The sequence below is a fragment of the Undibacterium pigrum genome, assembly GCF_003201815.1.
In the GTDB taxonomy this organism is placed as follows: domain Bacteria; phylum Pseudomonadota; class Gammaproteobacteria; order Burkholderiales; family Burkholderiaceae_D; genus Undibacterium; species Undibacterium pigrum.
The window spans coordinates 593,466-614,112 of sequence record NZ_QJKB01000002.1 but is presented as its reverse complement, the minus strand read 5'-3'; the positions used below and the strand labels follow the sequence as shown (position 1 = coordinate 614,112).

Genomic DNA, 20,647 nt, shown 5'->3' with positions numbered 1-20,647 from the left:
ATATGATCACATGCTGATACTTGAAGCCTAGCCAGTACACGAACCCGCGCCTTTCGAGGATTTGCTCGTGGCCTCTGGCTTTATTCCTGCATCAATCAGCTTGACGCCAACTTTCTCTACAAATGCTTGATAATCAGTATCTGTGTTTTTTGCAGATTTTGATACTTCAATAAATTTTTCTTTACACTGAGTGGAAGTCCACTCTTCAATTTTGATATCCTCTGACTCATACCTGACCATTGTCCTGGAATATCCAAGTTGTTTCGCATTTAGCTTGGTGGGAAATGAGATTTTTTCTTTCGCTTTTAATGAGCAACTGAGTGAATAAGCTGGCTGGCTGTAAAACGCCTTGCTTTTTTTATTGAATAGCAGCGTGATGTCAGCTTCATATTTCGATTCCGCTTTCTGTCCCAAAGGGCATTCCCATCTAGAGATAGTGAATTTGTCATGCAACGGCAGCTTATTCCGGTACTTAATCATCAACTGAGTTTTCTCTCCCTTGATTCTTTGCCTGGCAATTATGGAGTCAGCTTTGGGAACGCCCGCAGGAACTGCAACGCTAAAATACGAAACTTCGTAATTGTCTGCTTCCACCTCTGGCAACCCAAGTAATTTTATTACATCATCTGCTGTTTTTGGTCCACCAGTCGCAACATTCCATCGTATGGCAAATTCCGCGTCAGTCGCCGCTGTGCCAGCAATAACAAGAACTGGGAAAATGGATAATAAAATACTGATCACGATTTGAAATGTATAGCGGTACATAAATTATCCATCCTGTAAATTTTCCAATCAGGCAAGCAAGTTCGAAAACTGTATCTGCAATGGCAACATTCCGGATCTAGAGTCCTGAGTAGTCAATGAAACCTTTATTGATATCAGCAATCTTGCGGCTGAGTCTGTAGACTCCTCCGCCTTCACGGGTTTTGCTCGCGTCAGTATTGCCTTCGATGGTAAAAATAATGCCGCCAGCCACACTTTCTATCATGCCGGAATGTCCAAGTCCTCCACCATGATCCATGACGAAGATCATGCCGGGTTGAATCAGACTGGGATCTGCAATCGCTTGTGCGCTAGTGATACGACGCGCCCCCTTTTCTTTGACACAACGGTTCCAGTGGTCAAGAACTCCAGCAGTTTTGACCATGGGATTACTACGTTGCAGAGCAGTCGCGGCTGTATTAAAACAATAGTAAATAAAAGCTACACACCAAGCCAGACCGGACGGTTTCCCAGCTGTTCTTAAATACTCATCTACCTCTGGTCCCTTATTTGAATTACGGGGTTGTTCGACCACTTTTTTATCTGCTGCGTCGCCAGCTATAGCAAGTACCCGACTTAAAAATTCAGTAGTATTGACATTTCTGACGACACTTTCCTCACCAAATAAAGCTTCCCAGGTTAGTGAACCAACCTGCCCATCCGTTTTTAAAGGGACGCCACTGCTATCGACTTTTTGCGATTGAAATAGCATAACAGCCTGTTTGGTAGCTGCATCAAATTCTGGCTGACTGGTGTCAAGCTTTAAACTGGGTTGACGCGAAATGACCAGCATTTTGTTTAATTCTTTCTTCAAAGCGATTACCACTTTTGTGTCGCTTTCACCAATTTTAATGATGCGTCCTGGATATCTCATGAGTTCTCCGTTTTTTTGTTAAAAATAATGACTTCAATCGCGTGCGTATTTTTCGCCAGCGCTGGCGGCCCTTACATTTTCATGCAGGGTAAATATGCACTCGATGTAAGGTTTTACTTCATCCCATGTCGCACGACGAACGAAATAGGTATTGAGCGTGCGTCCCACGTCAAGTACATTCGGCCGGGCACCTGACCAAGCAGCGGAGAACGCGTTACGCACGTCGTCGTCGCCATGTTTTTTTGAATCCTGATTGATGTAGGAATGAAATTCCAGAATTTTGCCAGGCATGGGAACCGCTGTAGTCATTTTGGGGCACTGATTACGTTCATCTGGCGTGGCGCGCTCCACATGCCCACCAGCAAAAGAGTCCTCCACCACGTGCAGCAAACTACCAAATGCCAATTCAGCCATATTGTCTGGTTTGCGTACATGCGGATTGCCTAGCGCAAACAAATCTTGAACCGACCAGCCCTTGGTCTGAAAGAACTCACTGATTCCTGGAACAGCTACATCCTTGACGGTGGCACTTAATGGAAATTCGCCAAGGGATGTACGCCATGTGAATTCTGCCCAGACCAGAATACGCTTCAGGACTTTGTCGGCATCTTCTTTGTCTTTCGATGCCATGGCATGCAAAAATTGCATGTCACCAAAATGCGAACGTACCAGCAAAGGAGCGGTATCAGCATTGAGCGAGACACCGTTGACTGAGCGTTTTTCACCATCCTTGAAAACATTTGCCCAACAGCGTGGGAAAGTATTCAGTCTGACCGTAGCGCCATTCTGGCAACCGCCGAAATCACCTTGGCCGCGCTCAAAACGAAAAGGTGGATCATCATTCCAACGTACACCAGCCAGGACATAAGCAAATTTCGGCTCGTAATCAGGTGCACCGCAAATATCTGCATCACCCTCACAACCCAGTATGCGATTGGTAATTTCTTCGTGTACGGATTCTCCAACCTTGTGTATCCCTCTAAAAGCCACCGCTGCAAGCAGTTTTTCCCATTCACTTTGAGAACGTGTCGCCAACTTTCTTTCTATGAAAGAACCTTCTGGTTTTAATTTAAAAGCCCAGATGGGAGAAGTAAACGATAACAATCCAAGGGCAAGCAATGAACTTGCCAGCAGCGTCTTCATCGCAAAGCCCTTCATTAAAATTTAAAAAACAGAAGTTGCAAAAGTATGCGCTCAATGGTCATTAAATATAATTAACATTATCAAATTTAACAACTAATTTAATTTTTATTAATACCAATTCCGTTAATAACGTGCATAAATTGCCCGCCTGCAAATTCTCTTGTTGCGTTCGGGGATAGCCTGTTTTTCATGCTTGTTCTTGATGCCTTTCATTCCCACTGTTACAGCACGTTACGAAAATTTCGCAAAATAAGCCTAAACTTGGTATCACAATTCGCTGTCTGACGCGTTGTAGACAGATACTCAATCGAGGGGCAAGCATGAAAATCCAATTCAAGCTGCAGCATGCGCTGAGCGCCAGCCTGCTGATCTTGCTGACTGCCTGTGGCAGCCAATCCCAGCAACATGCTGATGACAATGGCAGGCAGGGCAAGACACTGACGCAGGCAGCAGTTGCACCAGAACAGTTATTGAACCGCCTGACCTGGGGTAGTAACCCCTCCAGTTTGCAAGCCTTGCAGGCGGTCGGGCCTGATCGCTATCTGGACCAGCAATTGCGTGCTCGCAATGCCGTCTTGCCGCCTGCGATACAAAGCCAGATTGATGCGATGAGCATTTCGCGCCAGCCATTGCCGGATCTCATGCGCGAGCTGGAAGCACGTCGTCTTGCCTCAGAACAGCAAAAGGGAACGGACGACACCTTGCGCAAGGAATATCAGCAAGAATTGACACGTCTGGCCAGGGAAGCCTCTACCCGCGCACTCTTGCGTGACGTTTACTCGCCCAACCAGTTGCAGGAACAAATGAGCTGGTTCTGGATGAATCATTTCAATATCCATAATGGCAAGGCCAATGTGCGTGCCATGCTGGGGGATTTTGAAGAACAGGCAATACGGCCACATGCCCTGGGTAATTTCCGCGATTTGTTGCGGGCCACGGTGATGCACCCGGCCATGCTCAGGTATTTGGATAATGAACACAATGCTGCCAACCGCATTAATGAAAACTATGCCCGTGAATTGATGGAATTGCACACCATGGGTGTGAATGGTGGTTATAGCCAGAAAGATGTGCAGGAACTGGCAAGGGTGCTGACAGGTGTGGGTATCAATCTGAACAAGGATGCGCCACGCATGAAGCCTGAACTGGAAAAAATCTATGTCAAACAGGGCTTGTTTGAATTCAACCCGCAACGTCATGATTTTGGTGAGAAGCAGGTATTAGGCAAAACCATCAAGGGCCGCGGCATGGCTGAACTTGATGAAGTACTGGTGCTGCTTTCACGACAACCGGCGACTGCCAGTTTTGTCAGCCAAAAGCTGGCTACCTTCTTTGTCTCTGACACGCCATCGAAAGACCTGATCGATAAAATGGCGCAACGCTTCCTGCAAACCGATGGTGATATCGCAGCCACTTTGCGCACCATGTTCAATAGCCAGGAATTTATCGCTTCACTGGGCAAGAAATTCAAAGACCCGCTGCACTATATGCTGGCCTCCGTGCGGCTGGCTTATGACGGCAATACCATCGTCAATACCGGCCCCATGCTGAACTGGCTGAACATGATGGGACAGCAATTGAATGGTCGCCAGACGCCGGATGGTTATGCACTTAATGAAAGTTCATGGGCCAGTTCTGGACAGATGACGGTGCGCTTTGATATTGCCAGATCAATTGCAGGCGGCAACCCGGCCTTGTTCCGTGTGGAAAACCAAGTGGCCGTGCAAGCTGCACCAGCCATGCAAGGTATGCAACCTGCATCGGTAGTTCAGGCTGGACCAGCAACAGTACCAGCCGCACAGGAAAAACCGCCGCAACCGGCGCTGGCGGCATCTGCCTATGTAAAGAGCTGGAGCACAAAATTCAGCCCTGCTACCCAAACCGCCCTGAATCAAACCCGCACTGCGCAGGAATGGAACACCATGTTCCTGGCATCGCCGGAAATGATGCGTCGCTAAATTGTTACGGAAAGGTCCACCATGAACCGTAGAGACTTATTGAAAGCGATGGCACTGCTGCCATCCTCCGCCATGCTGGGTTTGAGCAGCCAGGTCATGGCTGCTCCCGCTACCCAGAACCGTTTGCTGCTGGTGTTCTTGCGCGGCGGCTATGATGCCAGCAATTTGCTGGTGCCTACTTCCAGTAATTTTTATTATGAAGCCAGGCCAAATATTGCCATCGCCAGGCCAGGCTCCATACCGGATGCGGCACTGGCACTGAATGCCGACTGGGGTCTGCATCCGGCTCTGCGAGACACGATTTACCCCATGTTCCAGCAGGGTGAAGCAGCCTTCATCCCCTTTGCCGGTACAGATGATTTATCGCGCAGCCACTTTGAAACCCAGGACAGTATAGAAATGGGTCAGCCACTGAATACGAGCCGGGATTTCCATTCTGGCTTTTTGAACCGTCTGGCCAAAGTATTGGGAAATAACGGCAAGGTCAGTGCCATGTCGTTCACCGATCAGTTACCACTGGCCATGCAGGGGCAGGCACATATCGCCAATACCGCCCTGCGCAATGTCAGCAAGGCGAATGTGGATCAGCGCCAGCGTGAACTGATCATGCAGATGTATGCCGATACCAGCCTGTCACAAGCCGTCAAGGATGGTTTTGCCATGCGCGATGAAGTGGCGCGTGAAATGGCAGAAGAAATGAACAGCGCCAACCGCAATGCCATCTCGACCAAGGGTTTCGAGCTGGAAGCGCAACGCATAGCCAAACTCATGCGCGACAAATATGCGCTGGGCTTTATTGATGTCGGTGGCTGGGATACCCATGTCAACCAGGGTGCAGCAACTGGCACGCTGGCCGTCAAGTTCGAGGAACTGGGACGCGGCCTGGCCGCTTATCGTACTGAAATGGGCAGCGCCTGGCGCAATACCACGGTCGTGGTCATCAGTGAATTTGGCCGTACTTTCCGCGAAAATGGCAAACGCGGTACTGACCATGGTCATGGCACGGTGTACTGGGTGCTGGGTGGTGGCATCAAGGGCGGGCAAATCGCTGGTGAGCAAGTTTCTCTTGAAGCAGGCAAATTATTCCAGAACCGTGACTACCCTGTGTTGAATGAATACCGTGCCGTGCTTGGTGGTTTGTTCAGCCGTCTGTATGGTTTGAATGCTGGCCAGGTAGAACAGGTGTTCGCCGGTGTCAAAGCACGTGATCTGGCTTTGCTGTAATCGCTTCGAGGCCAGTCAGGCCTTCCTGGTGTAAAGGCAGGTCTATATAGAAATGTGTGCCCGGCTGTGCCGGGTCTTCACTCATGTAATAACCTATGTCGCCATGCATCTGACGTATGATGGCCTGGGATATAGCCAGGCCCAGGCCGGTGCCGCCTTTGGCACGGGTATCTGAAGAATCTGCCTGCGAGAATTTCTGGAACAGGCGTTCACGGAAACTTTCAGGTATACCCGTACCCTGGTCGATGACTTCTATGCGCACCATATTTTCACCCCTGTCCACGCTGAGCACGGTAACGGTTGCGCCTTCAGGAGAATATTTGCAGGCATTCGACAAGAGATTGGCCATGACTTGCTGAAAGCGCCCGGCATCGACCATGATTGCCGCCTGATCTGCCAGCTTGCCGATGACGATTTCCGTACCCACACTTTGCGCAAAACCCTGATTATTATTCACTGCCGTCTGCAAGAGGTTTTGCAGGTTCAGACTTTCAAAGACAAAGTCCATTTTGCCGGCTTCTATTTTTTGAATATCCAGCAAGTCATTGATGAGCCGGGTCAGGCTTTCGCTATTCTTGTGTGCCATGCCCAGCAAGGCAGCGATTTTTTCTGGCACCAGGCCCATGGCACCACCCACTACCAGCCCAAGCGCACCACGGATTGCGGTCAAAGGTGTGCGCAGTTCATGGCTGACAGTGGAGATGAATTCACTCTTCATGCGTTCCATCCTGCGCCGCTCGGAAATATCGCGCACGATGACGATGAGTTTGCGCCTGCCAGCATGGTAATACTCGGTAATCGCCAGCTCTGCCGGGAACAGGCTGCCATCCTTGCGCATGCGTTCAGCCTCGGTACGCAGGCAACCGGTTTCCAGGAATTCCCTGCGGCTCATGGCCAGGCCCAGCAAATCAGGCTGGCCTGGTGGCGAGAAGAACTTGCCGTTCTTGCCGACTACTTCATTGGCTGGATGCCCATAGATAGCCACGGCAGCCGGGTTCAGTGCTTCTATCTTGCCAGTGTCATCGATCATGATGATACCGTCCGCCGCATTCTGGAAAATGGCCTGCAACCTGTCGGAAGAATCTTTCAAGGCGATTTGCTGCTCGGTCAGGTTTTTCAGCAAATGGGCCTGGTTGCGGTTGATGACTTCAGCCTGTTGCTTGAGTTCTGTGGTGACCAGTAAATCCTGCTCCCGTCTTTCCAGCAAATTCACCAGCACGCTGAAAGCGGCGACGATAGCCAGGATGCCGCTCATGGCAATGACGACGATACCGGTACTGATTTTGCGCCAGTCAGCCAGGTACAAGTCTTCATCGACAGAAAAATTGATAATCAGCGGATATTTCTCCAGCGACTGTATGGCAGCCATGCGGGTGATTTGCCTGCCACCTTCGGCCATGCGTGGATTATTGCCGATAATGACACCCGACTTTTTATTTTGCCCATGCACCAGTTCATACGTGCTGCCAGTCAGATTACGCATGCCCATGACTTCGCCGCGCTCAGGCCAGCGTGCCAGGTAGGTGAAATCATTGCGCAGCAAGCCTATGGAGGCATGGCCGTCGGCACTGAGTTTTTCATAAAACTGCGAGTAAAAAGAAGGCGACATGCCGAGGATGACGACACCGATGAATTCACCGTCGCTGCCCGTCAGCCTGTGACTGAGGAAGAACATCCATTTGCCAGTGGTCTTGCTGCGCACTGAAGAACTCAGGAATATCCCCTGTACAGGATTATCACGCTGGGCAATGAAGTAATCACGGTCCGCCAGGCTATAGGTAGGCGCGGGAAAAGTGCGCGAGGTATTAATCACATTGCCGTTAACATCAAGCACGGAGATCACTTCTACTGCCGGTGAGAGCGACGCTTTTTCACGCAGGAACTGATGAAAATCATGGGTAGATAATTTGACTGTCAGGTATTCAGCACTGACGCTCCAGCGGTCTTGTATGCGCTCGGAAATACTGTCGAGGGCGGTATAGGCAAAGTCCATCTGCTGGCTGACGGTTTCTGCCAGCACGATGCTGAAGGTCTCGGTCTGTTTTTCCCATTTGCCGATTTCCTGTATGCGCAACATCCAGATGGCTGTGGCCGCACCGATGATGATAGCCAGCACCAGACTGGCCGCCAGCGCAATGGCTAAGCGGCTGGTGGGTAATCCTGCTGGCTTCATGTCATGTCGTCCGGTCTTGCTCAAAGCGCATCCTTGTGCTCAAGTCTGGCAAGTTGCTGAAACCTGCATGTTGCCCGAATATAGAGTTGTCTTATCAGATATCACCAAGTTACCAGAATGATAAAGCAAAGCAAGCAAAAAACGCATTCTACCCCGACAGCAGCCAGCCATCGCCCAGCTCGAACTGCAGCATAGGAAAGAATATAAGGGAAACCCAAGAAATTACATCTGTTACAGCAAATTTGCAGACGATTTACCACGCTTTCACAGAAGAAACTATTTTTTCCTGTCAAAAACACTGGGGAAATGTTACGGTTTTATGCAGCCAAGCCAGCGTCTACGTGACGACCAGCTTGCCATAAAGCTATAACAAACCATTAGAAAGGGAGCAGGCAAAATGAGAAAAAGCGTTTTGATTTCAGGCCAGGGTCTGGTCATCAGTTTGTTGCTCAGCAGCGCCCCGGCGTGGGCCGAAATCACTTCTTGTGAAACCATTAAAGACAAAGTCGCAGCAAAACTGGAACGCAAGGGAGTGAATAATTACAGCCTGCAAGTAGTCTCCAGCGATACAGAAACCAAGCACCGCGTGGTAGGCAGCTGCGAAGGCGGCAAGAAAAAGATTATTTACAAAAAAGAAAAGGCCAGTGGTAAAACTGAAGAGTAATCAGGCCCGCTGTCTCACCACATCACGCCACAGCAAAAAGTAAAACCAGAGCGGATTCGCCTGCAGGCAGCAGGCGGGTCCGTTTTGCTTTTACTGTTGTCTTATAAATCCATCAGCATGTAATGCGCAGTGCCGGTATAAGTCGCCAGTATGGCCTTTTGCTCAGTATCCAGCTCAGTCTGCTCCATAAAGCCCAGGCTTTGCCAGTAAGACCGTGTGCTTTGTACCGACACCAGGCAGGCATGTTGCCAGCCCTGCTTCCTCGCATGTGCGAGGGCAAATTCGAGTATGGCGCGTGCCAGGCCCTTGCCCTTATGTTCAGTAGCTACCGCCATATCATGTAAATACAGCGCATTCGCAGCTTGGGCGATTTGAAAGTCCTCCCCCAGAGCAGAAATTTTCCCACGTATTGAGGGATAAGCCGCCAGATAGGCAAGTACCTGGCCATTTTGTACTGCTACCCAGGCACATTCTGGCGCGCTGGCCAGGCGGGCTGCCAGCAAGGCAGGTGCTTCCACCATGTCTGCCACATAAGCCTGGGTCTGTATCTGATAAACCGCAGCCAGATCATCTGCCTGCATAGTGCGCAACAACACGGTCATAAAGAATTATTTGGTGGCCTTGGCATTGGCACTGCCTTCCTGAGCACTAGCCGATGCTTCTGGTTTTGCCAGCTCTGGCTTGACTATATCGATCTTGTTTTCACGCATATAGTCATTCATTTCCTTCCATCCCGCATACACGGCTGCCCTCGCAGCATCCGGGTTGAGAGCATAACAGTCTTCAATGGCGCGACCGGCATGGCGACAGGCGCTGCCAGTTGCACGAGCATCCGACTCACGGGCGGCAGCATCCTTGGCAGGGTCGGGCAAGCCCAGACGGTCGCAGCCAGCCAGCGATGTCAGCATCAGTAAAAAAATCCCGGAAAACTTGGAAAATGACATCACAGCACCAAAAATTAAGTAAAACAATCAAACAGGTCTGTTTATGATAACTCAGTGTATACCTGTACAGAATGGCTTGTTGCAGAGGACAGCAATGGAATCACCGTCCAATTATCTGGCTGGCGCACCATCTGCATGCAAAAACAGCCGGAATCTGTCTAAAGGAATTATCATGTAGCGCTATGTTCAGACTTATTGTTGACGGCAAGAAAGCCATAAACATGAATGTCTTCTTGCAATCTTATTCAAGTACACCTCATGAAATCTGTCATCCATCGTGTCGTATTGTTTGTTAGCCTGGTATTGCTGAGTGCCTGCAGCCCCAAATTTGACTGGCGCGACGCCCGCAGCAATGACGCGCCGTACACTATTCTGATGCCAGGCAAGCCTCTGAGCGATAGCAAGGACTTGCAACTTGAAGGTATCAGCCTGAAGATGAGCATGCTGGCAGGTGAAGCAGGTGGTATCAGTTTTGCCGTCGGCAGCACCAGGGCTGAGGATGCAGGCAAGGCTGGCCAGATCATGGAAGCCATGAAAAAAGGCATGATCAATAATATCCAGGGAACACCTGAAACCACAAAAACCACAGCGCCGGACACCGTGGAAGTGCGTGGCAAATTGCGCAATGGCCAGCCCATCATGATGGTAGGCCGCTTCCTGATACGCGGCCCCTGGGTCTATCAAATCGTCATGCTGGGCCAGGAAAAAGACATGAAACAGGAAGTGACAGACACCTTCATGACCTCATTCAAAACACACTGAATCAACAATCTGAAACAACAAACAGGCATTTTGGGATTATTATATGAGTAAGCTTAGCCAGCCATCTGTGCCCGAGCGCAGAGTTGGCTTGCCCGTTTTGCCTATATCAGACTTACAAGATTAAAAGAAAAGGGGAAGTGTCCATGCTGATCACGTTCAAATCCAAAGCTGCCACAGAAATCACCATGTACAAAGAACATGCCCGTCGTATCCTTGAGTTGCTGCACAAGGATGTAGAACGCGGCATCATTACACCTCCGGAACTGCCACAAGCCATACAAAAAATCGAAGCAGCAGTCGCCGAAAGCAAGGCGCACCCGATTTCCGAAGAAGTCAGCCGCGATGTGAATGCCCACCATAATGAAAATGGTGATGACAACGAACACGAAACACCAGAACCGGTGAGCTTTGCCACCAGGGCCTTCCCTGTGCTGGAAATGCTGCACGCCGCCAACAAGATGCAACGCGAAGTCATGTGGGGCGTATAAAGCCATGACTTCCCACGTAGAAAATACCAGGGAATTCGAACTCCAGACCGCCGATGGCAAGGCGATTTTTGTGCGCGACTGGCCACTGGCAGAGGCCGTCATGGCCCAGCCGCAGCAAGGGGTGGTCATCATGCATGGCCTGGGCGAACACTGCGGGCGCTATGCCCATGTCGCCAGATTTTTCAATGCTCTGGGTTTTGTCGTGCGCACTTATGATCACCGCGGCCATGGTCAGTCTGACGGCGGCAGCGGTGATGTACCAGACTCCATGTGCCTCTTGCGCGATGCCCAAATGGTCATCAGCGACTTTAGCCAGCAACTGGCGGGGCCGCCCATCTTATTGGGGCATAGCATGGGTGGCTTATTTGCTGCCCGCTATGCACTCGAACAACTGACACCGCTACGCGCACTCATATTATCTTCCCCCGCGCTGGCGATACGCATGTCGAACTTGCAGCATGGTTTGCTGAAAGTGGCTTCCAGCCTGATACCCGGCGTCGGCTTGCCGAATGGTTTGCAAACCCGCTATCTGTCACACGATGGTGAAGTAGTGCTGGCCTATGAAAATGATGCCCTGGTACATAATCGCCTCAGTGCGCGCTTGTTGACCAGCATGTTGCAAGCCATGGATTACTGCCATGCACACGCAACAGAATTAAGCATGCCCTTGCTGATGATGGTGGCGGATGACGACCATCTGGTTGACCCGGCAGGCAGCCGCCGTTTCCTGGAGAAGCTCAGCAATGACCAGCTCAGCGCGCATTTTTATGCCGACTTCTATCACGAAATATTTAATGAGCTCGATGCCACCAGGGTATTCGATGACTTGCGCACCTGGCTGGAACTGCAGCAATTTACCCCTTTGGAACAGATACAACAGGCAGCCTGAGCTGATGGATTTTCAGATGTTGGTTTAGAAGTTGGCTACAGTCAGGTAGCGTGGTCCGGCGTGCTGGCGGACCACAGAAAGCGAATGCAGGCGACAAGGCTGTTACACTAGCGCCCTCTCGCCTTATCAGGCTGACCATGTTAAATTGCCACTAAAGCAATTTATTGCAATAAAACTATCCAGACATATGCAAGATCAACCAAGAAAAACCCTGGGCCGACCAGCCAAACCTGCCCGCAGTGCCAGTACAGGCAGCACTTCCCCTGTGCCCAGCAAGCCACAGGTGGAATTTGAAACCATAGAAGTCAAAACTGATTCCCTGGCTTTCAGCCTGGTTGGCGCAGCCCAGGCGGTAGCCTATGTGCTAGAAGGTACAGCCTTGCCGCAGGCACTGACCAGGGTCTTCACCCAAACCAATCCCTTGCCGCAAGCCCGTGGCGCAATACAGGATATTGCCTACCGCACCATGCGCCAGGTTGGTAGGGTTGATGCCTTGTTGAAGATCATGACCAACAAGACGCCAGAACCGGCCTTGTTATATAGCATGCTGTGCTGCGCCCTGACCTTGCTGGTGGGCAATGAAGGTGATGAGGAAAAGGCGTATGAAGAATTTGTGGTGGTGGATCAGGCAGTCACTGCTGCCACTTCCAGCCCGCATATGGTATTTGCCAAAGGCATGGTGAATGCTGTGTTGCGCCGTTACCTGCGCGAAAAAGATGAATTACTGAAGCTGGTCATGAAGCAACCAGCCGCAGCCTGGAATTACCCGCAATGGTGGGTAGACCAGTGCAAGGCAGCTTATCCGCAAGACTGGCAAGCCATCTTAAACTGCGGCAACCATGCCCCGCCTTTGACTTTGCGGGTCAATCAGCGTGCCAGCACAGTAACCGCGTATCTGGAATTACTGACCAGCCTGCAAATCGGTGCCAACCAGATAGGTCCGTTTGCCGTACGCCTTGACCGCCCCATGCCGGTGCTGAACATCCCTGGCTTTGAAGCTGGTGTCGTATCAGTACAGGACGCCGCCGCCCAGTTGGCAGCGCCTTTGCTGGATGTGCAAACAGGCATGCGGGTGCTGGATGCCTGTGCAGCCCCAGGCGGCAAGACTGGCCACTTGCTGGAACTGGCAGACATAGAATTGACTGCCGTCGACACCGACCCGGCCCGTATCCAGCGCATCCATGAAAACCTGGCGCGCCTGAAACTGTTTGCCACCATCAAGGAAGGCGATGCTTCCCGTAATAACTGGTGGGACAGCCAGCCTTATGACCGCATCCTGGCTGACGTGCCCTGCACGGCTTCTGGCGTGGTCAGGCGTCACCCTGACAGCCGCTGGTTGCGTCGCAAGACTGATGCAGCCCAGCTGGCAGCACTGTCTGCCCGCATCCTCGACAATCTGTGGCGCATGCTGAAACCGGGCGGCAAGATGCTGATGGTCACCTGTTCAATCTGGCCGCTGGAATCCGAAGCCCAGGCCGCCGCTTTTGCTACCCGCAACGGCGCAGAGCGCCTGGATGCACCTGGCCAATTACTGCCAAGCATGGCAACTACGTCCGAAAGCAACAACGAACATGACGGTTTGTTCTATGCATTGTTTCAAAAACCACTGCAAAATTAACGAATGCCAACAAGTTCAAGCTATCATTAGCAGACTTTTGATTTCGTATTGATTGCATGTTCAGACGTTTCGCTTCCCTGCTGCGCCAGTTATCGCTGACTTTGATGTTGGCGCTGCTGGCAATGGCAGTGACGCCTGCGGCCCAGGCCGCCGATGTGGAAGTCAAAACGGCAAGAATAGAAGCCAGCGACGAAGGTTATCGGCTGGCGGCCACTTTTTCCCTGGAACTCAGTGACAGCCTGCGCAAGGCTATCCGCGACGGCATCCCCGTCTCATTTACTACCGAAGTTGAACTGACCCGCTCACGCTGGTACTGGGTGGATGAAAAGGTGGTGCGTAGCGAATACCTGGTCAGGATTGCCTATAATGAATGGACGCAGCAATACAACGTCACTATCAACGGTGGCCTGCAACAGAATTTTGCCTCGCTTGATACCGCACTGAACCTGGTCACCCGGCCAAATCGCTGGCTGATCGCAGATAAATCCCTGCTGTCTGCTGGTGCCAACTACAACGCAGCAGTGCAATTGCGCATGGGTCTGAGCAAGATCCCCATGCATTTGCAGATACCCAGCTTCAACGACAGTCACTGGAGTCAGAAAACCGAGTGGAAGCGTTTTTCCTTCAAGGCTGAAGACAAGTGACAAGATTTTTGCGGTATGCGCTGATTATCGGTGGTGCTCTGATGAGCATCCTGCTGTTCTTTCTGACCACCGTTTCCGAGAATTCCTCGCGCTTCGAGCGCTATTATGAATGGCTGCTGGATGCCAATGCCGTCGTTGCGCTGGCCCTGCTGATCCTGGTACTGACCCTGGTATTACGACTCTTCCGCCGTTTCCGGGCGCGTGAGTTTGGTTCCAAGCTGATGACCAGGCTGGTGGTCTTGTTTGCCCTGGTGGGTATCTTGCCAGGCACGGTGATTTATGTAGTGTCGGTGCAATTCGTTTCACGCTCGATTGAATCCTGGTTTGACGTCAAGGTGGAATCTGCCCTCGATTCTGGCAAGAACATGGGTATGACTGCACTGGATTTCCTGCTGGCAGACTTGCAATCCAAGGCCAAGGACATGGCTTCGGAATTGTCTGACCCGTCTGAAAGTTCGATGTCCATCCACTTGTCACGCCTGCGTGAACGCATGCAGGTACAGGAAGCCACCATCGTCAACAGCAAGGGCCGCCTGATTGCCTCTGCCAATGAAAACGTCAACAGCCTGCTGCCTGAACTGCCTACACCTGAGATGCTGAGGCAAGTCAAGTTGTCGCGCTTTTATGCCGCCAGGGATGAAAAACTCGTTCCTACCCCAGGTAGTGATGACGACCCGGTTACGGCCTCATCCAGTAGCAACAGTGCCGCCAACTCTGCCAGCGGTATCACTGAAACCCGCGGAGCTACCCGTCCCGCTCTGGCCCCGGAACCTGCCCGCATCCTGCGTTCGCGCGTGGTCGTACCTTTGCGCATGAGCACAGGCTGGATTTCCCTGCAAAACGAAGCCCTGTATCTGCAATTGATACAACCCGTACCCATCAACCTGGCCATGCATGCCGAAGCCCTGAGCAATGCTTCGCGTGAATACCAGGTGCGCTCCATAGGCCGGGTGAATCTGAAAAAGATGTACATCATCACCCTGACGCTGACATTATTGCTGGCAATTGTCGCCGCCATCACCAGCGCCTTTTTGATTTCAGGCGAGCTGGCCAGACCATTGCTGCTGCTGGCAGAAGGCACCAAGGCCGTGACCGAGGGTAATTTCTCCCCCCGTCCCATCGTCACCAGTACTGACGAACTGGGCAGCCTGACCAAGTCTTTCAACACCATGACCAGGCAATTGTTTGATGCCCGCGCCACGGTAGAAAAAAACCGCAACGAGCTGGAAAACGCCAAGGCGTATCTGGAATCAGTGTTGGCGAACATGTCGGCTGGTGTGATGGTGCTGGATCAGAATGGCAATCTGGTGACCTGCAATGAATCGGTAGAACGCATATTGCAGCGCAGGCTGGAAAGCGAAATCAATAAACCCCTGGCAGATATTGATGGCATGCAGGCTTTTGCCTTTGCCATTTCCAAGGCTTTTTCTGAACAACATGCACAGTCAGCCGCTGGTGGTGAAAACGAACGCGAACAACACTGGCAACAGCAAATCGAAGTTCCCCGCCCCAATAAAGGCAAGAAAGCCACATTGCCAGCAACGCAAGGAACATCAACTGCGCCTGGTGAGGCGGTTGTCGCGGAAGATGAACAAAGCATTACCCTGCTGGCGCGTGGCTCGCATTTGCCGGTGGCTTCAGGCAGTGGCTATGTCGTTGTGTTCGATGACATCAGCAATATCATTTCTGCCCAGCGCTCCATCGCCTGGGGTGAAGTAGCACGTCGCCTGGCACATGAAATCAAGAACCCGCTGACACCTATCCAATTATCCGCCGAGCGCCTGCAAATGAAATTGCAGGACAAGCTCAGCGAAACCGATGTCCTGATACTCAACAAGAGCACCACCACCATCGTCAACCAGGTGACTTCCATGAAGCGCATGGTCGATGATTTCCGCGATTATGCACGTACGCCACCAGCAGTTCTCATGCCCTTGAATCTGGCTGGCCTGATCGATGAAGTGCTGCATTTGTATATTGCCGGTGATGGCCGCGATGCCATCAAGCTGACACTGGCGGCTGATTTACCCAAGGTCATGGGTGACGCCACCCAGATGCGCCAGGTAATTCACAATCTTTTACAAAACGCACAAGATGCGGTGGCCGACAATACCACTCCCGGTTTCGTGCCGCGCATTGATGTCATTACTGATGTGGTGCGTTATACCGGTACTGACCAGATTGCTCACTCTGCAGTACGCCTGTCAATTATCGATAACGGCCCGGGATTTTCCAGCAAAATCCTGGCACGCGCATTTGAGCCCTATGCCACTTCCAAGCCACGTGGTACTGGCCTGGGCCTGGCAATGGTAAAGAAAATCATCGATGAACATGGTGGCAGGATCGATATTCAAAATCGCAGCGATACAAACGGTGCAAAAGTGGCGATTTTGCTGTTAAAGTTAGCACCGGATGCAAATACGGCATAAGTTCGCCATACTTGCTGACGGCTATTCGTCTGATATTCCCAAAAGAGGAATACAGAAAAAAATGCAGTAGGGGCACTTTGAAATTTTTTATCCGGTAGCGAATGTAAAACCGGACATCTAACGGTAAGAAGCACCCAAGAAAACATAGAGGCGGTAATAGGGTAGATTTATGGCAAACATATTGGTCGTAGATGATGAAATGGGTATCCGTGAATTGTTGTCTGAAATTCTCGGCGATGAAGGTCATGTGGTTCAACTTGCTGAAAATGCTCAGCAGGCGCGTCAGGCCAGGCAAGAAGCCAGGCCGGACTTGGTCCTGCTTGACATCTGGATGCCGGACACAGATGGCGTTACCCTGTTAAAAGAATGGCAGCGTGATGGCTTGCTGACTATGCCTGTGATCATGATGTCCGGGCATGCCACGATAGATACTGCGGTTGAAGCAACCCGGATAGGTGCCTTGAATTTCTTGGAAAAACCCATCGCCCTGCAAAAATTGCTGAAAGCAGTACAGCAAGGCCTGACCCGCAGCACAGAACCAGCAAAACCTGCCGCCCCTGCCTTGCGCGTGATCAGCAATGACAGCCCTGCCAGCGCCAATATCTCAGGCAGCTTTGGCAGTGCTGCACCAGCCTATGAAGCCAGGCATTTTTCTGCTGCCCAGCCCGTAGCCGCTGCACCCAATAATCAATTCGCCAGCCTGTCATTTGACTTGCCCCTGCGCGAAGCCAGGGATGCTTTCGAGCGTATCTACTTTGAATACCACTTGAACCGCGAAGGCGGCAGCATGACAAGGGTGGCAGAAAAAACCGGTCTGGAACGCACGCATCTGTATCGCAAACTCAAGCAATTGGGCGTCGAGTCCATGAAATATGCGAAGCGTGGCGAGTAAGCCTTAAGTATCACTAGCAGTGTGAATACCGCAAAAGCGCAATTACATCTGGTACATGGCGCGAGTTATACCCAGAGGGAGGCAGCAATCGCAGCCTCCCTTGCCCGTTTACGCAATAACAGTGCTGGCAATAACGCCGACAAGAATGTCGTCATACTCGAAGGCTTGCCAGATGGGCAAGATATCCTGCATCCTACCGAGCTGCTGCATGTCAGCCGCATTGCCCCCGGCTGCTTTTGTTGTATAGGCAACCTCAGCCTGCGCGTCACCCTGAACCGCGCACTCAGGCAAAAACCAGCTAATATATACCTAGGCATCGCCAGCGATGCCCATTTAGATAAACTCCTGCTAACACTCCAGGATCCCACCTACAATCAACTGCTTGAGATCAATAGCAACACTAGCTTGTGAACCAATGTTAAGTCGCTAAAGTCCAGACGTTGCCATGCCGTAATACTTAATAACAGCACAGAAACGCAATCGCAAGTGTCGTTGAGGAAGCGTAGCGAGCGGCGCTAGTTTGAACCGAGAAGCGCAGCCGTACAATGGTACGGCGAGCATCACAGGCTCAAAATCGCGTCGCGTTTAGCTTCATCAGCGGCAATTGCTTGAAATTCGCTGTCATTGCATCAATGTAAGCACCATGAACGGAAAACCAGAGGAACTATCCTCCCGCCAGAAAGGATGCATAAAATGAACATCATCTATAACAGCGATCAATACAGCGTCATAGAATATGGCGCAGATACCGACCATGAAGCCCTGCGCTTTGGCGGTTATGAAATCACTGACAAGGCAGTACGTCGTGAATGGTTTATTGGTGGCCCCCTGGCAATCAATTTCCGTAAAGATGTGACTGACCTCATCGCCAGTGAACCCAGCATAGAAGAAATCGACGACTTCCTCGGCCAGTTTGACGGCTATATGGGGCAAAGCGTTTTATTGCACTAATCTGCACTACAGGTATCGGCTTCATCAACAGACTATGAAAACGGCGCGAAGATAGATAGGGACGATGGCTGTCGTCTGTACTGCTTCGCGTCTGTTAACCCGTTGTTCACATACCGGCAGCAACACAATTCCCGCAGCATCAGGCAATGGTCAGTATCACAGTATCAATATGTGGCCATCTATACAGAACATCATCTGGTTTTGATATCCTGAAAAGGGTGGAGTGATATCTTCAGCGTATCATTGCCATACTATTATCCGGAATTACCCCTTTCAGGTTCAAGATCATGAGTACTCAACTGCACGACTTTATCCGTGGCCTGCCCAAGGCAGAATTGCATTTGCATATAGAAGGTTCACTGGAACCTGAACTGATGTTTGCCCTCGCGCAAAAAAACGGCGTGCAATTACCCTACGCCAGCGTAGAAGAAGTACGCGCAGCTTATGACTTTGCAGACTTGCAGTCTTTCCTGGACCTGTATTATGCCGGTGCTGCCGTATTGCAAACTGAGCAGGATTTTTTTGACCTGACACATGCCTATATAGAACGTGCCCTGGCTGACAATGTGCGCCATGTGGAATTGTTCTTTGACCCGCAAACCCATACTGCACGCGGCATACACATCACCACGGTATTTTCCGGCATCGCCCGCGCCTTGCGCGAAGCGCGTGCCAAAAACGGGTTTTCTGGTGCCATGATCTTGTGTTTCCTGCGCCACCTCAGTGAAGAAGATGCCATTGCCACGCTGGAAGCAGCCCTGCCCCTGCGCGATGAATATGCCGACCTGTGGACAGGCGTGGGCCTGGATTCTGCCGAAGTTGGCAACCCGCCAGAAAAATTTGCCCATGTCTTCACAATAGCGCAAGCCATGGGTTTTCGTCTGGTCGCGCATGCTGGTGAAGAAGGCCCGCCAGCCTATATCCATAGCGCCCTCGATGTCTTGCAAGTTGAACGCATAGACCACGGTGTGCGTGCAGAAGAAGACCCTGCGCTGATGGCCAGGTTGCAACAAAGCCGCATGCCTTTGACGGTATGCCCGCTGTCGAATTTAAAACTATGCGTAGTCAAGGATATGCGTGAGCATAATCTGGCGCGTATGCTGCGGACAGGTTTGTGCGTAACCATCAACTCAGATGATCCGGCTTATTTTGGTGGTTATATGAATGCGAATTACATCGCCACAGCCGATGCGCTGGAATTGGGTAAAGAAGAATTGGTACAACTGGCCCGCAATGCCTTTGAAGCTTCGTTTGTGTCAGATGAGCAAAAACAGCTCTGGCTGGACGAGCTGGAAGCATACGCGCAGCAACACTGAGCGCCATCAACTTGGGACATTCCTGCCACGGCAGAAGCCGCAGCAGGAACGCTTGATATACCTCGCTTTAGTCCACATCCATCAATGCCTGGGCATCCGCCCCTGCCGCAATGCGCATGGGGCTGGATGCATCTGTCGCGGCATACCATACAGCCTCTGCCACATCACTCGCCTGGGTCAGCAGCGCTGGTGATTCTGCCCAACCAGCAAACACGCCCTGCGCCAGCTCAGCATAAGCAGGTGGGATACTTGTCTGCATGCGTGGCCTGGCATTGTCACCAAAGCGCGTCTCTGGTGCACGCCCTGGCAGCACCAGCTTTACGCTCACATTGAATTGCTGCATTTCCAGCGCCAGCGATTCAGTAAAGGCATTCACTGCCGCCTTGCTGGCGGTATATACAGCCAGCAGAGGCAAGGCTTTCAGGGTCACGCTGGACGTGACATTGATGATGACGCCCTGCTTGCGCAGCCTGAACTGCGGCAGCATGGCCTGTGTCATGGCGATGGTTCCCAGAGTATTGGTTTCAAAGACTTCCCGCGCCGTTGCCATCTCTGTCCCCTCCAGCGCACCCAGCATGCCTATGCCAGCATTATTGACCAGCACATCAATATCTCCTGCCGCCTCGACTGCGGCGCGTATGCTGTCTGGATTGCTGACATCCAGGGCCAGCACACGCAAGTGTTCTGAGCGTGGCAACAGCTCTTCGCGAGGTGTACGCATGGTGGCGATGACTTTCCAGCCGCGCTCAAGAAAGTATTGTGCCGTTACCAGGCCGAAACCGGATGAGCATCCGGTGATGAGTACAGTTTTCATGATGATATCCGAAAGTAGTTTTTGGAAATCAGACTATAATCAGTCGAAACCGGACTATCCATAAGTAATAGTCCACCTTTTATTAGCAATCGTCCGAACATC

Annotated in this window: 20 protein-coding genes; 13 read left to right on the top strand and 7 right to left on the bottom strand. The window is 51.4% G+C overall.

All coding sequences use genetic code 11. The features are described from left to right. Positions 1 to 27: 27 nt before the first annotated feature. The 3 genes from DFR42_RS09755 to DFR42_RS09745 all read right to left on the bottom strand — a co-directional run bounded on the left by DFR42_RS09755 (position 28) and on the right by DFR42_RS09745 (position 2,779). On the bottom strand, positions 28 to 765 hold the full coding sequence (locus DFR42_RS09755) for a hypothetical protein (protein WP_110254755.1): 738 nt from the start codon (positions 763 to 765) through the stop codon (positions 28 to 30). Positions 766 to 841: 76 nt separating this feature from the next. After that, positions 842 to 1,636, bottom strand: coding sequence for a CHAP domain-containing protein (locus tag DFR42_RS09750; RefSeq protein WP_110254754.1), 795 nt, complete (start codon positions 1,634 to 1,636; stop codon positions 842 to 844). Positions 1,637 to 1,669: 33 nt separating this feature from the next. Next, complete coding sequence (locus DFR42_RS09745; protein ID WP_146218814.1) at positions 1,670 to 2,779, bottom strand: hypothetical protein; 1,110 nt, start codon at positions 2,777 to 2,779, stop codon at positions 1,670 to 1,672. Between the two features lie 320 nt (positions 2,780 to 3,099). Between DFR42_RS09745 and DFR42_RS09740 the strand changes: the two genes are divergently transcribed. Continuing rightward, entirely contained in the window at positions 3,100 to 4,737 is a 1,638-nt protein-coding gene (locus DFR42_RS09740; protein ID WP_110254752.1) for a DUF1800 domain-containing protein, read from the top strand. A gap of 21 nt (positions 4,738 to 4,758) precedes the next feature. Continuing rightward, positions 4,759 to 5,961 (top strand): DUF1501 domain-containing protein, encoded by a 1,203-nt coding sequence (locus DFR42_RS09735; protein ID WP_110254751.1) that lies wholly within the window; start codon positions 4,759 to 4,761, stop codon positions 5,959 to 5,961. On the opposite strand, the gene DFR42_RS09730 is transcribed toward DFR42_RS09735, so the two are convergent. After that, complete coding sequence (locus tag DFR42_RS09730) at positions 5,933 to 8,134, bottom strand: ATP-binding protein (RefSeq protein ID WP_110254750.1); 2,202 nt, start codon at positions 8,132 to 8,134, stop codon at positions 5,933 to 5,935. The genes DFR42_RS09735 and DFR42_RS09730 overlap by 29 nt on opposite strands. Before the next feature lie 397 nt (positions 8,135 to 8,531). Here DFR42_RS09730 and DFR42_RS09725 point away from each other — a divergent pair, with 397 nt between their 5' ends. Beyond that, on the top strand, positions 8,532 to 8,798 hold the full coding sequence (locus DFR42_RS09725; RefSeq protein ID WP_110254749.1) for a DUF1161 domain-containing protein: 267 nt from the start codon (positions 8,532 to 8,534) through the stop codon (positions 8,796 to 8,798). A 101-nt stretch (positions 8,799 to 8,899) separates the two neighbouring features. Here the strand turns inward: DFR42_RS09725 and DFR42_RS09720 are convergent, their stop codons facing one another. Continuing rightward, positions 8,900 to 9,400 (bottom strand): GNAT family N-acetyltransferase, encoded by a 501-nt coding sequence (locus tag DFR42_RS09720; RefSeq protein ID WP_110254748.1) that lies wholly within the window; start codon positions 9,398 to 9,400, stop codon positions 8,900 to 8,902. Positions 9,401 to 9,406: 6 nt separating this feature from the next. Next, entirely contained in the window at positions 9,407 to 9,742 is a 336-nt protein-coding gene (locus DFR42_RS09715) for a hypothetical protein (RefSeq protein WP_110254747.1), read from the bottom strand. Positions 9,743 to 10,000: 258 nt separating this feature from the next. Between DFR42_RS09715 and DFR42_RS09710 the strand changes: the two genes are divergently transcribed. The 10 genes from DFR42_RS09710 (at position 10,001) to DFR42_RS09665 (ending at position 19,731) form a co-directional block, all read left to right on the top strand. Further along, the gene (locus tag DFR42_RS09710; protein WP_110254746.1) at positions 10,001 to 10,504 is read left to right on the top strand and encodes a hypothetical protein; all 504 of its coding nucleotides are present in this window, start codon (positions 10,001 to 10,003) and stop codon (positions 10,502 to 10,504) included. 143 nt (positions 10,505 to 10,647) lie between these two features. After that, a complete protein-coding gene (locus DFR42_RS09705; protein ID WP_110254745.1) occupies positions 10,648 to 10,992 on the top strand; it encodes a DUF1840 domain-containing protein in 345 nt (114 codons plus the stop codon). Positions 10,993 to 10,996: 4 nt separating this feature from the next. Further along, positions 10,997 to 11,881: an alpha/beta hydrolase gene (locus DFR42_RS09700; protein ID WP_110254744.1), complete on the top strand. Its 885-nt coding sequence runs from the start codon at positions 10,997 to 10,999 to the stop codon at positions 11,879 to 11,881. Positions 11,882 to 12,068: 187 nt separating this feature from the next. After that, positions 12,069 to 13,499 carry a 16S rRNA (cytosine(967)-C(5))-methyltransferase RsmB gene (gene rsmB, locus DFR42_RS09695; RefSeq protein ID WP_110254743.1) on the top strand — a complete coding sequence of 477 codons (1,431 nt, stop codon included), beginning with the start codon at positions 12,069 to 12,071 and terminating at the stop codon, positions 13,497 to 13,499. Positions 13,500 to 13,555: 56 nt separating this feature from the next. Further along, the gene (locus DFR42_RS09690) at positions 13,556 to 14,143 is read left to right on the top strand and encodes a DUF4390 domain-containing protein (RefSeq protein WP_110254742.1); all 588 of its coding nucleotides are present in this window, start codon (positions 13,556 to 13,558) and stop codon (positions 14,141 to 14,143) included. After that, positions 14,140 to 16,572, top strand: coding sequence for a sensor histidine kinase (locus tag DFR42_RS09685; RefSeq protein ID WP_110254741.1), 2,433 nt, complete (start codon positions 14,140 to 14,142; stop codon positions 16,570 to 16,572). Before DFR42_RS09690 ends, DFR42_RS09685 begins: the two co-directional genes overlap by 4 nt. A gap of 169 nt (positions 16,573 to 16,741) precedes the next feature. Then, entirely contained in the window at positions 16,742 to 17,464 is a 723-nt protein-coding gene (locus DFR42_RS09680) for a response regulator (protein WP_110254740.1), read from the top strand. Positions 17,465 to 17,485: 21 nt separating this feature from the next. Next, complete coding sequence (locus tag DFR42_RS09675) at positions 17,486 to 17,875, top strand: GTPase (RefSeq protein WP_110254739.1); 390 nt, start codon at positions 17,486 to 17,488, stop codon at positions 17,873 to 17,875. Positions 17,876 to 18,157: 282 nt separating this feature from the next. Further along, entirely contained in the window at positions 18,158 to 18,415 is a 258-nt protein-coding gene (locus DFR42_RS09670) for a BTH_I0359 family protein (RefSeq protein WP_110255008.1), read from the top strand. A 287-nt stretch (positions 18,416 to 18,702) separates the two neighbouring features. After that, a complete protein-coding gene (locus DFR42_RS09665) occupies positions 18,703 to 19,731 on the top strand; it encodes an adenosine deaminase (RefSeq protein WP_110254738.1) in 1,029 nt (342 codons plus the stop codon). A 67-nt stretch (positions 19,732 to 19,798) separates the two neighbouring features. Here the strand turns inward: DFR42_RS09665 and DFR42_RS09660 are convergent, their stop codons facing one another. Further along, positions 19,799 to 20,545, bottom strand: a complete 747-nt coding sequence (locus DFR42_RS09660) for an SDR family oxidoreductase (protein ID WP_110254737.1) — start codon at positions 20,543 to 20,545, stop codon at positions 19,799 to 19,801. Positions 20,546 to 20,647: the final 102 nt, after the last annotated feature.

Excerpts from the sequence above, each read along its gene's own strand:
- DFR42_RS09705 (WP_110254745.1), top strand. The coding sequence starts at position 10,648 with ATGCTGATCACGTTCAAATCCAAAGCTGCCACAGAAATCACCATGTAC.
- rsmB (WP_110254743.1), top strand. The coding sequence starts at position 12,069 with ATGCAAGATCAACCAAGAAAAACCCTGGGCCGACCAGCCAAACCTGCC.
- DFR42_RS09720 (WP_110254748.1), bottom strand. The coding sequence starts at position 9,400 with ATGACCGTGTTGTTGCGCACTATGCAGGCAGATGATCTGGCTGCGGTT.
- DFR42_RS09755 (WP_110254755.1), bottom strand. The coding sequence starts at position 765 with ATGTACCGCTATACATTTCAAATCGTGATCAGTATTTTATTATCCATT.
- DFR42_RS09665 (WP_110254738.1), top strand. The coding sequence starts at position 18,703 with ATGAGTACTCAACTGCACGACTTTATCCGTGGCCTGCCCAAGGCAGAA.
- DFR42_RS09730 (WP_110254750.1), bottom strand. The coding sequence starts at position 8,134 with ATGAAGCCAGCAGGATTACCCACCAGCCGCTTAGCCATTGCGCTGGCG.
- DFR42_RS09660 (WP_110254737.1), bottom strand. The coding sequence starts at position 20,545 with ATGAAAACTGTACTCATCACCGGATGCTCATCCGGTTTCGGCCTGGTA.
- DFR42_RS09750 (WP_110254754.1), bottom strand. The coding sequence starts at position 1,636 with ATGAGATATCCAGGACGCATCATTAAAATTGGTGAAAGCGACACAAAA.
- DFR42_RS09670 (WP_110255008.1), top strand. The coding sequence starts at position 18,158 with ATGAACATCATCTATAACAGCGATCAATACAGCGTCATAGAATATGGC.
- DFR42_RS09690 (WP_110254742.1), top strand. The coding sequence starts at position 13,556 with ATGTTCAGACGTTTCGCTTCCCTGCTGCGCCAGTTATCGCTGACTTTG.
- DFR42_RS09725 (WP_110254749.1), top strand. The coding sequence starts at position 8,532 with ATGAGAAAAAGCGTTTTGATTTCAGGCCAGGGTCTGGTCATCAGTTTG.
- DFR42_RS09700 (WP_110254744.1), top strand. The coding sequence starts at position 10,997 with ATGACTTCCCACGTAGAAAATACCAGGGAATTCGAACTCCAGACCGCC.
- DFR42_RS09735 (WP_110254751.1), top strand. The coding sequence starts at position 4,759 with ATGAACCGTAGAGACTTATTGAAAGCGATGGCACTGCTGCCATCCTCC.
- DFR42_RS09710 (WP_110254746.1), top strand. The coding sequence starts at position 10,001 with ATGAAATCTGTCATCCATCGTGTCGTATTGTTTGTTAGCCTGGTATTG.
- DFR42_RS09715 (WP_110254747.1), bottom strand. The coding sequence starts at position 9,742 with ATGTCATTTTCCAAGTTTTCCGGGATTTTTTTACTGATGCTGACATCG.
- DFR42_RS09740 (WP_110254752.1), top strand. The coding sequence starts at position 3,100 with ATGAAAATCCAATTCAAGCTGCAGCATGCGCTGAGCGCCAGCCTGCTG.
- DFR42_RS09745 (WP_146218814.1), bottom strand. The coding sequence starts at position 2,779 with ATGAAGACGCTGCTGGCAAGTTCATTGCTTGCCCTTGGATTGTTATCG.
- DFR42_RS09680 (WP_110254740.1), top strand. The coding sequence starts at position 16,742 with ATGGCAAACATATTGGTCGTAGATGATGAAATGGGTATCCGTGAATTG.